At 60.2% G+C, this 13,255-nt stretch carries 14 protein-coding genes; 12 read left to right on the forward strand and 2 right to left on the reverse strand.

What is annotated here, in order from left to right:
- Positions 1–146: 146 nt before the first annotated feature.
- From urtB to N7D90_RS21910, 11 genes are all read left to right on the forward strand, one after another.
- Positions 147–1,649, forward strand: a complete 1,503-nt coding sequence (urtB, locus tag N7D90_RS21860) for an urea ABC transporter permease subunit UrtB (protein WP_261739926.1) — start codon at positions 147–149, stop codon at positions 1,647–1,649.
- Positions 1,649–2,728 carry an urea ABC transporter permease subunit UrtC gene (gene urtC / locus N7D90_RS21865; protein WP_261739927.1) on the forward strand — a complete coding sequence of 360 codons (1,080 nt, stop codon included), beginning with the start codon at positions 1,649–1,651 and terminating at the stop codon, positions 2,726–2,728. Before urtB ends, urtC begins: the two co-directional genes overlap by 1 nt.
- Positions 2,725–3,570 carry an urea ABC transporter ATP-binding protein UrtD gene (gene urtD, locus N7D90_RS21870; RefSeq protein WP_261739928.1) on the forward strand — a complete coding sequence of 282 codons (846 nt, stop codon included), beginning with the start codon at positions 2,725–2,727 and terminating at the stop codon, positions 3,568–3,570. The genes urtC and urtD overlap by 4 nt, the downstream gene beginning before the upstream one ends.
- 138 nt (positions 3,571–3,708) lie before the next feature.
- Entirely contained in the window at positions 3,709–4,407 is a 699-nt protein-coding gene (urtE, locus tag N7D90_RS21875; protein WP_261739929.1) for an urea ABC transporter ATP-binding subunit UrtE, read from the forward strand.
- 33 nt (positions 4,408–4,440) lie between these two features.
- Complete coding sequence (locus N7D90_RS21880; RefSeq protein WP_261739930.1) at positions 4,441–5,280, forward strand: urease accessory protein UreD; 840 nt, start codon at positions 4,441–4,443, stop codon at positions 5,278–5,280.
- 138 nt (positions 5,281–5,418) lie between these two features.
- Positions 5,419–5,721: an urease subunit gamma gene (gene ureA / locus N7D90_RS21885; RefSeq protein ID WP_261739931.1), complete on the forward strand. Its 303-nt coding sequence runs from the start codon at positions 5,419–5,421 to the stop codon at positions 5,719–5,721.
- Positions 5,722–5,730: 9 nt separating this feature from the next.
- Positions 5,731–6,264 carry a GNAT family N-acetyltransferase gene (locus N7D90_RS21890; protein WP_261739932.1) on the forward strand — a complete coding sequence of 178 codons (534 nt, stop codon included), beginning with the start codon at positions 5,731–5,733 and terminating at the stop codon, positions 6,262–6,264.
- A complete protein-coding gene (locus tag N7D90_RS21895; RefSeq protein WP_261739933.1) occupies positions 6,261–6,794 on the forward strand; it encodes a GNAT family N-acetyltransferase in 534 nt (177 codons plus the stop codon). The genes N7D90_RS21890 and N7D90_RS21895 overlap by 4 nt, the downstream gene beginning before the upstream one ends.
- Positions 6,791–7,099, forward strand: a complete 309-nt coding sequence (locus N7D90_RS21900; RefSeq protein ID WP_261739934.1) for an urease subunit beta — start codon at positions 6,791–6,793, stop codon at positions 7,097–7,099. The genes N7D90_RS21895 and N7D90_RS21900 overlap by 4 nt, the downstream gene beginning before the upstream one ends.
- A gap of 153 nt (positions 7,100–7,252) precedes the next feature.
- The gene (ureC, locus tag N7D90_RS21905; protein ID WP_261739935.1) at positions 7,253–8,953 is read left to right on the forward strand and encodes an urease subunit alpha; all 1,701 of its coding nucleotides are present in this window, start codon (positions 7,253–7,255) and stop codon (positions 8,951–8,953) included.
- A gap of 105 nt (positions 8,954–9,058) precedes the next feature.
- Complete coding sequence (locus N7D90_RS21910; RefSeq protein ID WP_261739936.1) at positions 9,059–10,192, forward strand: sensor histidine kinase; 1,134 nt, start codon at positions 9,059–9,061, stop codon at positions 10,190–10,192.
- Positions 10,193–10,331: 139 nt separating this feature from the next.
- On the opposite strand, the gene N7D90_RS21915 is transcribed toward N7D90_RS21910, so the two are convergent.
- The gene (locus N7D90_RS21915; RefSeq protein ID WP_261739937.1) at positions 10,332–10,637 is read right to left on the reverse strand and encodes a chaperone modulator CbpM; all 306 of its coding nucleotides are present in this window, start codon (positions 10,635–10,637) and stop codon (positions 10,332–10,334) included.
- A 2-nt stretch (positions 10,638–10,639) separates the two neighbouring features.
- Positions 10,640–11,551: a curved DNA-binding protein gene (gene cbpA, locus N7D90_RS21920; protein WP_261739938.1), complete on the reverse strand. Its 912-nt coding sequence runs from the start codon at positions 11,549–11,551 to the stop codon at positions 10,640–10,642.
- 291 nt (positions 11,552–11,842) lie between these two features.
- Here cbpA and N7D90_RS21925 point away from each other — a divergent pair, with 291 nt between their 5' ends.
- Positions 11,843–13,108 carry an Hsp70 family protein gene (locus tag N7D90_RS21925; protein WP_261739939.1) on the forward strand — a complete coding sequence of 422 codons (1,266 nt, stop codon included), beginning with the start codon at positions 11,843–11,845 and terminating at the stop codon, positions 13,106–13,108.
- The last annotated feature ends 147 nt before the right edge of the window (positions 13,109–13,255 follow it).

Raw genomic sequence — 13,255 nt, forward strand, 5'->3', positions numbered from 1 at the left:
CCCGCCACACTTTTTTGTCTGGTGCGGTCAATGTGGGAGCTGGCTTGCCTGCGATGCAAACAACTAGGTGTATCTGATACACCGCAGCGATGCCATCGCAGGCAAGCCAGCTCCCACAACGTCCGTGCATGATCAGGACATTTGTTATGCCTACTGCCCTCTACCGCCTCATTCTGGCGTTGCTGCTGTTGCTGCCATTGGCCGCCAACGCCGATGACGCCAGCGACTTCGCCGTCGCCAACAACAGCCAGCAAGCCCAACTGCTGGAAAGCTGGGCGGCACAACCCGTTCCTGCCCGCATCGAACTGATCAACAGCCTGCAACAGGGCCAGCTCACCGTCGATGGCCAAACCAAAACCCTGCGCCTGAACAACCGCCTGCGCGGCCTGATCGATACGGCGCTGGCCAGTCATCAGTTGCTGGCAGCCGATCCGACGCTGCGCTTGAGCGCGGCACAGCAGCTGCAAAAGTCCGCAAAGCCTGCGCAACTCAAATTCCTCGACCAGCAACTGGCTGGCGAAAGCGACAGTGATGTACATGCGGCACTGAGCCTGGCGCTGGCCAATCTGCAACTGGTCGATGCCGACCCGGCCGTGCGTCTGGCCGCCGTGCGCCTGCTTGGTGAAACCGGCGAGCCACTGGCTCGTACCCGCCTTGAAGCCCTGCTGCAACCGGGTGTCGAAACTGATGCCACGGTGCACACCGCAGCCGAAACCAGCCTGGCGCAAGTCAAACGCAAACTGCTGATCGGCGACCTGTTGGGGCAGGCTTTCAGCGGCTTGTCCCTGGGTTCGATCCTGCTGCTGGCGGCCCTCGGCCTGGCTATCACCTTCGGCCTGCTGGGCGTGATCAACATGGCCCACGGCGAAATGCTGATGCTGGGCGCCTATTCCACTTACTGCGTGCAGTTGCTGTTCCAGCGTTTTGCCCCCGGTGCCATCGAGTACTACCCGTTGCTCGCATTGCCGGTGGCGTTCTTCGTCACCGCGGTTGTGGGCATGGTGCTGGAGCGCACCATCATTCGTCACCTCTACGGCCGACCGCTGGAGACCCTGCTCGCGACCTGGGGTATCAGCCTGATCCTGATCCAACTGGTGCGGGTGATGTTCGGTGCGCAAAACGTCGAAGTGGCCAACCCGGCCTGGCTGTCGGGCGGGCTGCAAGTGCTGCCTAACCTGGTGCTGCCGTACAACCGGCTGGTGATCATCGTTTTCGCCTTGGCCGTGGTGTTCCTGACCTGGCTGCTGCTGAACAAAACCCGCTTGGGCCTCAACGTGCGCGCCGTGACCCAGAACCGCAACATGGCCGCCTGCTGCGGCGTACCCACCGGGCGCGTGGACATGCTCGCCTTCGGCCTGGGCTCGGGGATCGCCGGGCTGGGCGGCGTGGCCTTGAGCCAGGTCGGCAACGTCGGCCCGGACTTGGGTCAGGGCTACATCATCGACTCGTTTCTGGTGGTGGTACTGGGCGGCGTCGGGCAACTGGCGGGCACGGTTTACGCGGCCTTCGGCCTGGGTATCGCGAACAAGATTCTTGAACCGCAGATCGGCGCCGTACTGGGCAAAATCCTGATCCTGGGGCTGATCATTCTGTTTATCCAGAAGCGTCCGCAAGGGCTCTTCGCGCTAAAAGGACGGGTGATCGACTGATGAATCAGCCTCTGATGGTCACTGCTGCACAAAAAGCCGGCCCCAGGCTCACAACCCTGGCGGGCGCCTTGATTCTGCTGGTGCTGCTGGCATTGCCGCTGCTCTCGCTGCTGCCCGCCGACAGCCCATTCCAGGTCTCGGCCTATACCCTGACGCTGGTGGGCAAGATTCTCTGTTACGCCATCGTCGCGCTGGCGCTGGATCTGGTGTGGGGCTACGCCGGGCTGCTGTCCCTGGGCCACGGCTTGTTCTTCGCCCTGGGCGGCTACGCAATGGGCATGTACTTGATGCGTCAGGCCTCAGGCGATGAGCTACCGGCATTCATGACCTTTTTGTCCTGGACCGAATTGCCCTGGTACTGGGTCGGCACCGAGCATTTCTGGTGGGCCATGTGCCTGGTGGTGCTGGCCCCCGGTTTGCTGGCGCTGGTGTTCGGCTTTTTCGCCTTTCGCTCGCGGATCAAGGGCGTGTACTTCTCGATCATGACCCAGGCCCTGACCTTCGCCGGGATGTTGCTGTTTTTCCGCAACGAAACCGGTTTTGGCGGCAACAACGGCTTTACCAACTTTCGCAGCATTCTGGGCTTTGGCATCACCGAGCCCGGCACCCGCGCTGCGTTGTTTTTCGCCACCGTGCTGTTACTGGTCGTCAGCCTGTTTCTCGGCTGGCGCCTGGCGCGCAGCAAGTTCGGCCGCGTACTGACCGCCCTGCGCGATGCGGAAAACCGCCTGATGTTCTGCGGCTACGACCCGCGCGGCTTCAAGCTGTTTGTCTGGGTGCTGAGCGCAGTGCTGTGCGGCTTGGCCGGGGCCTTGTATGTGCCGCAAGTGGGCATCATCAACCCCGGTGAAATGTCGCCGACCAACTCCATCGAAGCTGCGGTATGGGTCGCCTTGGGCGGTCGCGGCACCCTGATCGGCCCGCTGCTGGGCGCAGGGGTGGTCAATGGCATGAAGAGCTGGTTCACCGTGGCCTTCCCTGAGTATTGGCTGTTCTTTCTGGGGGCGCTGTTTATCGTCGTGACCCTGTACCTGCCCAAAGGCGTGATCGGCCTGCTGAAGAAAAGGGCCGACCAATGAGGCATTTCATGCTCGAACCTATCCTCGAACCAAACAAGGACGCAGGCAGCAGCCGCGATGCTATCGGTCTGGGCAAGGCCGCCGGTTCGGGGCTCAATACCCGTCACGGCACCATCCTTACCCTGGAAGATATCAGCGTCAGCTTCGATGGTTTCAAAGCGCTGAATAACCTCAACCTGTATATCGGCGTGGGCGAACTGCGCTGCATCATCGGCCCCAATGGCGCGGGCAAGACCACGATGATGGACGTGATCACCGGCAAGACCCGCCCCAGCGCAGGGCAAGCCTGGTTTGGCGAAACCCTCGACCTGCGTCAGATGAGCGAGGTGCAGATTGCGCAATCGGGAATCGGCCGCAAATTCCAGAAGCCCACGGTGTTTGAAGCCCTGAGCGTGTTTGAAAATCTGGAGCTGGCGCAAAAAACCGACAAGTCGGTATGGGCCAGCCTGCGCGCCAAGCTGAGTGGCGAGCAGAAAGACCGTATTGGCGAAGTGCTGCACACCATCCGCCTGACTACCTCGGCCCATCGACCGGCCGGGCTGTTGTCCCACGGCCAAAAACAGTTTCTGGAGATCGGCATGCTGCTGATGCAGGACCCCCAACTGTTACTGCTGGATGAGCCGGTGGCAGGCATGACCGACGCTGAAACCGAGTTCACCGCAGAACTGTTCAAAAGCCTGGCAGGCAAGCATTCGCTGATGGTGGTGGAGCACGACATGGGCTTTGTCGGCTCGATTGCCGACCACGTCACCGTGTTGCACCAAGGCAGTGTATTGGCCGAAGGCTCGCTGGAGCAGGTGCAGGCGGATGAACGGGTAATCGAGGTTTATCTGGGCCGCTGACGAATACCTGTAGCCGCTGCCGCAGGCTGCGATAAGGCCCGCAGGGGCTTCAACCACTTCAAGAGCGCGACCGCTCGCGTTCAATCGCAGCCTGCGGCAGCGGCTACAGGTTCGGTGCAGTTAAAAAGGAATCCAAACATGCTTCAAGTCGAAAAACTGCATCAGTTCTACGGCGGCAGCCACACTCTGCGCGGGCTGTCCTTCGAGGTAAAAGTCGGCGAGGTCACCTGCCTGCTGGGCCGTAATGGCGTGGGCAAAACTACCTTGCTCAAGTGCCTGATGGGTTTGCTGCCGGTCAAGGAAGGCGATGTGCAGTGGGAAGGCCAAACCATCACCACACTCAAGCCTCACCAGCGGGTACACGCCGGGATCGCTTACGTACCTCAAGGCCGGGAGATATTCGGACGCCTGACGGTAGAAGAAAACCTGCTGATGGGCCTGTCGCGCTTCCCAGGCAGCGAGGCCAAAGAGGTGCCTGCGTTTATCTACGAACTGTTCCCGGTATTGCTGCAAATGAAGCATCGACGTGGCGGCGACCTGTCCGGCGGCCAGCAACAACAGTTGGCCATCGGCCGTGCCCTGGCCAGCCGCCCGCGCTTGCTGATCCTCGACGAGCCCACCGAAGGCATCCAGCCCTCGGTGATCAAGGAAATCGGCGCCGTAATCAAAATGCTCGCCGCACGCGGGGACATGGCGATTTTGCTGGTGGAGCAATTTTATGATTTTGCCGAAGAATTGGCCGACCAGTACCTGGTGATGTCACGGGGCGAAATCGTGCAGCAAGGCCGCGGTGAAAATATGCAAACAGAGGGTGTGCGCGGGCTGGTTACGATTTAATCTTCGACGTTATCAATGCGAAAAGTCCTACATATGAACTTACCCGCCAACACTGCATTGTTCACCCCCAGCTGGCATGCCGAGCTGGAGCTGGGCTATGGCCGTTTTGGCGACAGCACGCGCCCTGTCCTGCGCCGCCACCTTGGCCCGCTGCGGGTGCAGAAGCACCTGTACGCCGAAGGCCCTGAAGTTTGCCAGCACATCATCGTCCACCCACCGGGCGGGATGGCCGGTGGCGACCAGCTGAATATCAGCGCCAGTGTCGGCCCCGGTGCCTGGGCACAACTGACCAGCCCCGGCGCGGCCAAGTGGTATCGCGCAGCGGGCCCTGCCTATCAGAACGTAAGCTTGAAAGTGGCCGCAGGTGCGACCCTCGAATGGCTACCGCAAGAAACCATCGTGTTCAGCGCCGCCCAGGCCGAGCTCACCACCCGCATCGACCTTGAAGGCGATGCGCGGCTGTTTTACTGGGACATGGTAGCGCTGGGACGACTGGCCAGCGGCGAGCGTTTTGAGCGCGGGCACTTTCAATCGCGGCTGGATATTCGCCGCGATGGCCAGTTGCTCTGGCATGAGCGCCAGCGCATTGTGGGTGGCGACGGGTTGCTGGATTCACCGATAGGCCTGGACGGCAACCCAGTGTTCGCCACCTTGCTGGTGACAGGTGAAATCAGTTCCGAGCTGCTGGAAACCTGTCGCTCGCTGCCCAATCCGGTGCGCGGTGACTTGACCCAATTATCGGGTTTGCTGGTAGCCCGCTGTCTGGCGGGTGAAGCCTTGCAGGCACGGGCCTGGTTGATCGACTTATGGCGTTTGCTGCGCCCGGCGTTGCTGGGGCGCGAGGCGCTGGCACCGAGGATCTGGAGTACTTGAGAACAATGCAATTCAACTGTGGGAGCGGGCTTGCTCGCGATGCAGACACCGCGGTCGGCCAGTGAATCCGCGGTGATGCCATCGCGAGCAAGCCCGCTCCCACAGGGCACTTTTAACTTATTTGATACGGACTCCATCATGGACCTGACTCCACGCGAAAAAGACAAGATGCTGATCTTCACTGCCGGCCTGCTGGCTGAGCGGCGGTTGGCCCGCGGCGTGATTCTCAACTACCCGGAAGCCATCGCCTATATCTCGGCAGCCCTGCTCGAAGGCGCCCGCGATGGCCGCACCGTCGCCGAACTGATGCATTACGGCACCACCCTGCTGACTCGCGAGCAGGTGATGGAAGGTATCCCGGAAATGATCCCCGATATCCAGGTCGAGGCTACGTTCCCGGATGGCACCAAACTGGTCACTGTCCATCAACCCATCGCCTGAGGCTGCACCATGTCTTACGTTATTCGTGATGCCGTCGCGGCTGACCTGCCTGCGATTCGCGATATCTACAACGATGCGGTGCTCAACACCCTCGCCATCTGGAACGAACAAACCGTCGATCTGGACAACCGCCAGCAATGGTTTAACGCCCGTCAGGCCCAGGGCTATCCGATTCTGGTGATCGTCGACGCCGCCAATATCGCCCTGGGTTATGCCTCCTTTGGCGACTGGCGCCCGTTTGAAGGCTTCCGCCACACCGTCGAGCACTCGGTATACGTCCACCCCGAGCAACGCGGCAAACGCCTTGGCCCGCAGTTGCTGACTGAACTGATCAACCGCGCCAGGGCCTGCGACAAACACGTGATGGTTGCGGCTATCGAAAGCGCCAACGCGGCTTCGATCCATGTGCACAAGCAGCTTGGTTTTGTTACCAGCGGGCGCATGCCACAAGTGGGAATCAAGTTCGGGCGCTGGCTCGACCTGACTTTTATGCAACTGATGCTCAACCCCGGCGCACTGCCACCCAAGGAGCCCGTGCAATGAACAGCGAACAGGTGGTGCGCGTCACGGCGCAGAGCTTTGCCCAATACCGCGAAGACCTGATTGCGCTGCTGCTCGACGCCGTGCAGCACGGTGCATCGGTGGGTTTTATGAACGACCTGGATCAACCCCAGGCTAGCCGCTACTTCAACGAGGTTCACGCGCAACTGGAGCAAGGCAACCTGCTGCTGTGGGTTCTGGTCGAAGATCAGCGCGTGCTGGCCAGCGTGCAACTGATCCTGTGTCAAAAGGCCAATGGCCTGAACCGCGCAGAAGTGCAAAAACTGCTGGTACTCAATGAAGTCCGCCGCCGCGGGTTAGGCCAGGTACTGATCCACGCTCTGGAGCAAGGCGCACGCGAACAGAAACGCGGGTTGCTGCATCTGGACACCGAAGCAGGCTCACCCGCCGAGAACTTCTACAGTGCGCTGGGTTATACCCGCGTCGGCGAACTGCCCAACTACTGCCAAAGCCCCAACGGCCATTACAGCCCGACCGCCATTTACTTTAAAACCCTGAGTGAGCCGCAATGATTCCAGGCGAATATCGCATTGAATCGGGTGAGATCGAGCTGAACGTCGGCCGCCGCACCTTGAGCCTGAGCGTGTCCAATCGTGGCGACCGCCCGATCCAGGTGGGCTCGCACTATCACTTTTTCGAAACCAACGACGCCCTGCTCTTTGACCGTGGCGACAGCCGCGGCATGCGCCTGAACATCCCGGCGGGTACGGCGGTGCGTTTCGAGCCGGGGCAGACCCGTGAAGTGGAACTGGTAGAGCTGGCCGGACTGCGCCGGGTGTTCGGCTTTGCCGGGCGGATCATGGGGGATCTGGATTGACCACAACACATCTTCCCCCTGTGGGAGCGGGCTTGCTCGCGATGGCATCTACACGGTTGTGCTGAAAGACCGCGTTGCCTGAATCGCGAGCAAGCCCGCTCCCACAACAGGTTTTCGGCGTTAACGATTCGTCTTAATTTTCAGGAACGCACAATGAAAATATCCCGTCAGGCCTACGCCGACATGTTCGGCCCCACCGTGGGCGACAAGGTTCGTTTGGCCGATACCGAGCTGTGGGTCGAGGTTGAACAGGACTTCACCACCTATGGCGAAGAAGTGAAGTTTGGCGGCGGCAAGGTGATTCGTGACGGCATGGGCCAAAGCCAGTTGCTGGCCAGCGAGGTGGTCGACACGCTGATCACCAACGCGCTGATCATCGACCACTGGGGCATCGTCAAAGCCGATGTGGGCCTGAAAAACGGCCGGATTCACGCCATCGGCAAAGCCGGCAACCCGGATATCCAGCCCAATGTGACCATCGCGATTGGCGCCAGCACTGAAGTGATCGCCGGTGAAGGCATGATCCTTACCGCGGGCGGCATCGACACCCATATCCACTTCATCTGCCCGCAGCAGATCGAAGAGGCGCTCAACAGCGGCGTAACCACCATGATCGGCGGCGGCACCGGACCTGCCACCGGCACCAATGCCACCACCTGCACCTCGGGCCCGTGGCATATGGCGCGCATGCTGCAAGCCGCTGACGCATTCCCGATGAACATGGGCTTTACCGGCAAGGGCAACGCCAGCCTGCCGCAGCCGTTGATCGAGCAGGTCGAAGCCGGGGCCATCGGTCTCAAGTTGCACGAAGACTGGGGCACCACACCAGCCTCCATCGACAACTGCCTGAATGTGGCCGATCTGTATGACGTGCAAGTGGCGATTCACAGCGACACTTTGAACGAATCGGGCTTTGTCGAAACCACTCTGGCTGCCTTCAAAGGTCGCACCATCCACACCTATCACACCGAAGGCGCCGGCGGCGGGCATGCCCCGGACATCATCAAGGCCTGCGGCCTGGCCAACGTGCTGCCCAGTTCCACCAACCCGACCCGACCCTTTACCCGCAACACCATAGACGAACACCTCGACATGCTGATGGTTTGCCATCACCTCGATCCGAGCATCGCTGAAGACGTGGCCTTCGCCGAAAGCCGCATTCGCCGCGAGACCATCGCCGCCGAAGATATCCTGCATGATCTCGGTGCGTTCTCCATGATCAGCTCCGACAGCCAGGCCATGGGCCGGGTGGGCGAAGTCATCACGCGCACCTGGCAGACCGCCGACAAGATGAAAAAACAACGCGGCCCGCTGGCCGAAGATACCCCGGGCAACGATAACTTTCGCGCCAAGCGCTACATCGCCAAGTACACCATCAACCCGGCGATCACCCACGGCGTAAGCCATGAGGTGGGCTCTATCGAGGTGGGCAAGTGGGCTGACCTGGTGCTGTGGCGTCCAGCGTTTTTCGGGGTCAAGCCGACGCTGATTCTCAAGGGCGGGGCGATTGCCGCCAGCTTGATGGGCGATGCCAACGCCTCCATCCCGACGCCGCAACCGGTTCACTACCGGCCAATGTTCGCCAGCTACGGCGGCTCGCGCCATGCCACTTGTCTGACGTTTATCAGCCAGGCCGCCTTTGACGCAGGCGTACCTGCGGCCCTGGGTTTGCAAAAACAGATTGCAGTGGTCAAAGGTTGTCGCGATGTGCAAAAAACCGATCTGATCCACAACGGCTATTTGCCCACTATCGAAGTCGACCCGCAGACCTATCAAGTCAAGGCCGACGGCGTGCTGCTGTGGTGCGAACCCGCCGATGTGCTACCGATGGCACAGCGCTATTTCTTGTTCTGACCCCCCCGTGTTTGCAGGAGGTTGGCGGCTGTATTGAAAAGACCCGTTTGGCGCTAAGATGCGTCACCTTTCAATACAGCCGCTCTTGCAGCAAGGTTCGTGGCCATGCGCCTATCAGAATTCATCGTGCACAATGTTGACCGTATCGTCGATGAATGGGAGCAGTTTGCCGAAACCATCACGCCCGCGGCTGAATCCATGAACAGCCTGGCGCTGCGCGACCATGCCAAAGAGATCCTGCTGGCCGCATCGCGGGACATGAACACCGCGCAAACCGCCAGCGAGCAGCAGGCCAAAGCCGAGGGCGAAGGGCCCGAAACCAGCCCGGCCCTGGATGAAGCTGCTGCCAGCCACGGCGAGCTGCGCCATACCGTGGGTTTTGATCTGGTGCAGATGACCTCGGAGTTCCGCCACTTGCGCGCCTGCGTGATTCGCCTGTGGGTCGCCAGCATCGACACCCCGGCCCTCTCCCACATGCAGGACATGATCCGTTTCAACGAAGCCATTGATCAGGCGTTGGCAGAGTCCACGGCAGCCTATGCCGAGCAGGTCAGTCGCTCGCGGGACATCTTCCTGGCCATTCTCGGTCACGACCTGCGCGCGCCGCTGCAGGCCGTTAGCATGTCCACCGAAATGCTGGAGCGCAAAGCCAGGCTCGATGCCGATGCGCAGACTTATGTACGGGCAATCAAAACTGGCGCGCGCCATATGGGCGCAATGGTCAACGACCTGCTGGAATTTGTGCGCAGCCGCTTGGGCAGCAGCCTGCCGATAGAGCCCAAGGCCATGGATCTGGCCCTCGCCTGCCAGGTAGCTCTGGATGAAGCCTGCGCCGGGCAGCCCGACTGCGCTCCGACATTGCACGTAGAGGGCGACGTGCAGGGCCATTGGGACCCGCGCCGGTTGGGGCAAATGCTGCAAAACCTGATCGGCAACGCACTGCAACATGGCGCCCGCAGGGGCAAAGTGACACTCACCCTGAGCGGGGATGGCGATGAAGTGACCTTGCGCGTCCACAACCTGGGCCAACCCATTGCCGAGGACGCGATTGCCACTTTGTTCGACCCACTGGTGCGCAGCCCGAGCGAAGACATCAGCCAGCCGGGTACGTCGACCAGCCTGGGGCTGGGCCTGTTTATCATCAAGGAAGTGGTGGACGCCCACCAGGGGCGCATTGACGTGATTTCGACCGAAGCCGAGGGCACAACGTTTACCGTGCTGCTGCCCAAAAACGCCTGAGCCCTGCAGCAACAACTTTGACTGGCCCCACACACCCTGTGGGAGCCGGGCTTGCCCGCGATGCAGACGCCACGGTCTATCAGGCAAACTGCGCTGATACCCTCGCGAGCAAGCCCGCTCCCACAGGGTGGGGCTTCATTTATTGGCTTACAAACCGTCCCAGCTGCTGCTTCAGCCGCTGGTTTTCAGCGCGCAACTGCTGCACTTCCTCGAGCAGGTCCAGCGCCAGGGCGACGCCTTCCCATTCCATTTGCAAATCATCCCGCAGCTTGGCCGCACGCCTGGCGATGACCAGTTCGTAGTCTTCAAAGCGCCACGCGTCTGGCGTGCGGCCCTGAGGTTCGATAATTCCGTGTTCGACAATCTCTATCACGTAAGTGGCCGAGATATTGGCCTCTTCGCAGAACCTTTCCATGTCCAGCTGAACGATCAGGGTGCTGCTCATGATCAGTTACTCCATTGGGCTCTCGGGTCAAATGCGGCTTTATCGGCGAGTTCTTGCCACAACGCTTTGGTGGCTTCGTCGCCATGGGTCGGCATGACCACTTTCAATTGGGCATACAAATCACCACGCTGGCCTTGCTTGTCGCTCAAACCGTGGCCCTTGATGCGCATACGCTGACCGCTCTGGCTGTCTGGGCGAATGGTCATCATCACCTTGCTGGTCAGGGTCGGTATCGCCACCTTGGTGCCCAGCGCAGCTTCCCACGGTGCCAGCGGCACAGTGATGACCAGATCGTGGCCTTCGACATCGAATTTCGGGTGCGGCGCAAAGCGAATGATCAGGTATAGATCACCATTGGCTGCACCACCCATGCCCGGCGCGCCCTGCCCTTTAAGGCGGATGCGCTCGCCGTCGGTCACACCGGCCGGAATCTTCACGCTCAGGGTCTTGCTGGTATCGCCGATCTGGAAGCTGATCTGCTTCGACTCACCAGACAGGGTTTCTTCAAGAAAAATCGGCAATTCCATTTCTACATCCTGCCCGCGACGGCCCGCACTGCGGCCCGACTGCCCACCAAAGCCATTACCGCGCGAACCGAAGATCGAGCTGAAAAAGTCCGAAAAATCGCCATTATTCTCGAAGCCACTGCTGGAGTGACCCTGCCAGCCAGGCGGCCCCTGGAACGGCTGACCATGTTGACCATATTTACGAATTTCATCGTATTCAGCACGCTTTTCGGCGCTTTTAAGCGCTTCATACGCTTCGTTGACGTCCTTGAACTTGCTCTCGGCGTCCTTTTCCTTGCTCACATCCGGGTGATACTTGCGCGCCAGCTTGCGATAGGCGGTCTTGATCGCCTTATCGTCCGCCGTGGGCTCGACACCCAGGATCTTGTAATAGTCTTTGAAGTCCATGTAAGGATCACCATCCGTTATCAATATCGCGCTGCTCCGGTCACCCAGAATGCTCCAGTTGACCGGCCTGTCGATTGACCGATCTCAAGAGCAGCGCTGCAAAAGTTTATCGGCAGCCTACGGGCTTCACGCAATCGCCTGCTAACTACCAAGCCAATGACTGGAAGTTTGGGGATGAAGGATAGTCTTTCAAGTGGATTAAAACCTGCGATTTAACGATTAGTCGTGCTTCGATTCTTTGAGCGTCTGACATACACTGCGCGGCCGTTTTTTAACCGGAACACGAAAGACATGAAAAGCGCCTCTCCAGCACGTGCCTGCGGTATCGACTTCGGCACGTCCAACTCCACCGTCGGCTGGCTGCGCCCAGGCGTGGAAACCCTCATCGCGCTGGAGGACGACAAGATCACCCTGCCCTCAGTGGTGTTCTTCAATATTGAAGAACGCCGCCCGGTGTATGGCCGTCTGGCGCTGCATGAGTACCTGGAAGGCTATGAAGGCCGCCTGATGCGCTCGCTCAAGAGCCTGCTGGGCTCCAAGCTGATCAAGCACGACACCAGCGTTCTGGGCACAGCTATGCCCTTCAAGGACTTGCTGGGGCTGTTTATCGCTCAGCTTAAAAAGCGCGCCGAGGCAACCGCCGGTCGAGAATTTGAAGAAGTCGTACTGGGCCGCCCGGTATTTTTCGTCGATGACGACCCCCTGGCCGACCAGGAAGCCGAAAACACCCTGACCGACGTGGCCCGCGCCATCGGTTTCAAGGAAGTGTCCTTCCAGTACGAACCAATCGCTGCGGCATTTGACTACGAGTCAACCATTGAGCGCGAAGAGCTGGTACTGATCGTCGACATCGGCGGTGGTACGTCCGACTTCTCGCTGGTGCGCCTGTCGCCCGAGCGCCGTGGCATGGACAACCGCCAGGACGACATTCTCGCCACCGGCGGTGTGCACGTGGGCGGTACCGACTTCGACAAACAACTGAGCCTGCAAGGCGTGATGCCGCTGTTCGGCTACGGTAGCCGCATGAAAAGCGGTGCCTACATGCCTACCAGCCACCACATGAACCTGGCGACCTGGCACACCATCAACTCGGTGTACGCGCAAAAAACCCAGATCGCCCTGAACAGCATGCGTTACGACATCGTCGACACCGGCGGTATCGATCGCCTGTTCAAGCTGATCGAGCAACGTGCCGGTCACTGGCTGGCGATGGAAATCGAAGAAACCAAGATCGAACTGACCCATAACGACAGCCGTCACTTGCTGCTGGATCGGGTTGAGCCGGGACTGAGCGTGGACCTGAGCCGGGCAATGTTTGAAGCGTCCATCGACAACCAGCTGGAACGTATCCGCAACAGCGTGACCAACCTGCTCACCAGTGCGGGCGTGGGTGTCGAGCAAGTCGATACGGTGTTCTTCACCGGTGGTTCGAGCGGTATTCCGGCGTTGCGCCAGAGCGTCTCGGCCATGTTGCCTAATGCCAACCATGTTGAAGGCAACATTTTTGGCAGCATCGGCAGCGGTTTGGCGATTGAAGCTAAAAAACGTTACGGCTGATCCCTCTGTAGCAGCTGCCGAAGGAACGAGGCTGCGTTCGGCGGCGAAGCCGTCGTGAAACCGGGCACTGCCGAGTGTCACTTGAACTCGGTATTCCGGGTTTACGGTCGCTACGCAACCGAACGCAGCCTCGTTCCTTCGGCAGCT

It is taken from the genome of Pseudomonas fragi (genome assembly GCF_025426255.1).
GTDB lineage: Bacteria > Pseudomonadota > Gammaproteobacteria > Pseudomonadales > Pseudomonadaceae > Aquipseudomonas > Aquipseudomonas kulmbachensis.

What these genes read in the sequence shown, in the direction of transcription:
- urtB (WP_261739926.1), top strand. Translation starts at nt 147, where the DNA reads ATGCCTACTGCCCTCTACCGCCTCATTCTGGCGTTGCTGCTGTTGCTG.
- urtC (WP_261739927.1), top strand. Translation starts at nt 1,649, where the DNA reads ATGAATCAGCCTCTGATGGTCACTGCTGCACAAAAAGCCGGCCCCAGG.
- urtD (WP_261739928.1), top strand. Translation starts at nt 2,725, where the DNA reads ATGAGGCATTTCATGCTCGAACCTATCCTCGAACCAAACAAGGACGCA.
- urtE (WP_261739929.1), top strand. Translation starts at nt 3,709, where the DNA reads ATGCTTCAAGTCGAAAAACTGCATCAGTTCTACGGCGGCAGCCACACT.
- N7D90_RS21880 (WP_261739930.1), top strand. Translation starts at nt 4,441, where the DNA reads ATGAACTTACCCGCCAACACTGCATTGTTCACCCCCAGCTGGCATGCC.
- ureA (WP_261739931.1), top strand. Translation starts at nt 5,419, where the DNA reads ATGGACCTGACTCCACGCGAAAAAGACAAGATGCTGATCTTCACTGCC.
- N7D90_RS21890 (WP_261739932.1), top strand. Translation starts at nt 5,731, where the DNA reads ATGTCTTACGTTATTCGTGATGCCGTCGCGGCTGACCTGCCTGCGATT.
- N7D90_RS21895 (WP_261739933.1), top strand. Translation starts at nt 6,261, where the DNA reads ATGAACAGCGAACAGGTGGTGCGCGTCACGGCGCAGAGCTTTGCCCAA.
- N7D90_RS21900 (WP_261739934.1), top strand. Translation starts at nt 6,791, where the DNA reads ATGATTCCAGGCGAATATCGCATTGAATCGGGTGAGATCGAGCTGAAC.
- ureC (WP_261739935.1), top strand. Translation starts at nt 7,253, where the DNA reads ATGAAAATATCCCGTCAGGCCTACGCCGACATGTTCGGCCCCACCGTG.
- N7D90_RS21910 (WP_261739936.1), top strand. Translation starts at nt 9,059, where the DNA reads ATGCGCCTATCAGAATTCATCGTGCACAATGTTGACCGTATCGTCGAT.
- N7D90_RS21915 (WP_261739937.1), bottom strand. Translation starts at nt 10,637, where the DNA reads ATGAGCAGCACCCTGATCGTTCAGCTGGACATGGAAAGGTTCTGCGAA.
- cbpA (WP_261739938.1), bottom strand. Translation starts at nt 11,551, where the DNA reads ATGGACTTCAAAGACTATTACAAGATCCTGGGTGTCGAGCCCACGGCG.
- N7D90_RS21925 (WP_261739939.1), top strand. Translation starts at nt 11,843, where the DNA reads ATGAAAAGCGCCTCTCCAGCACGTGCCTGCGGTATCGACTTCGGCACG.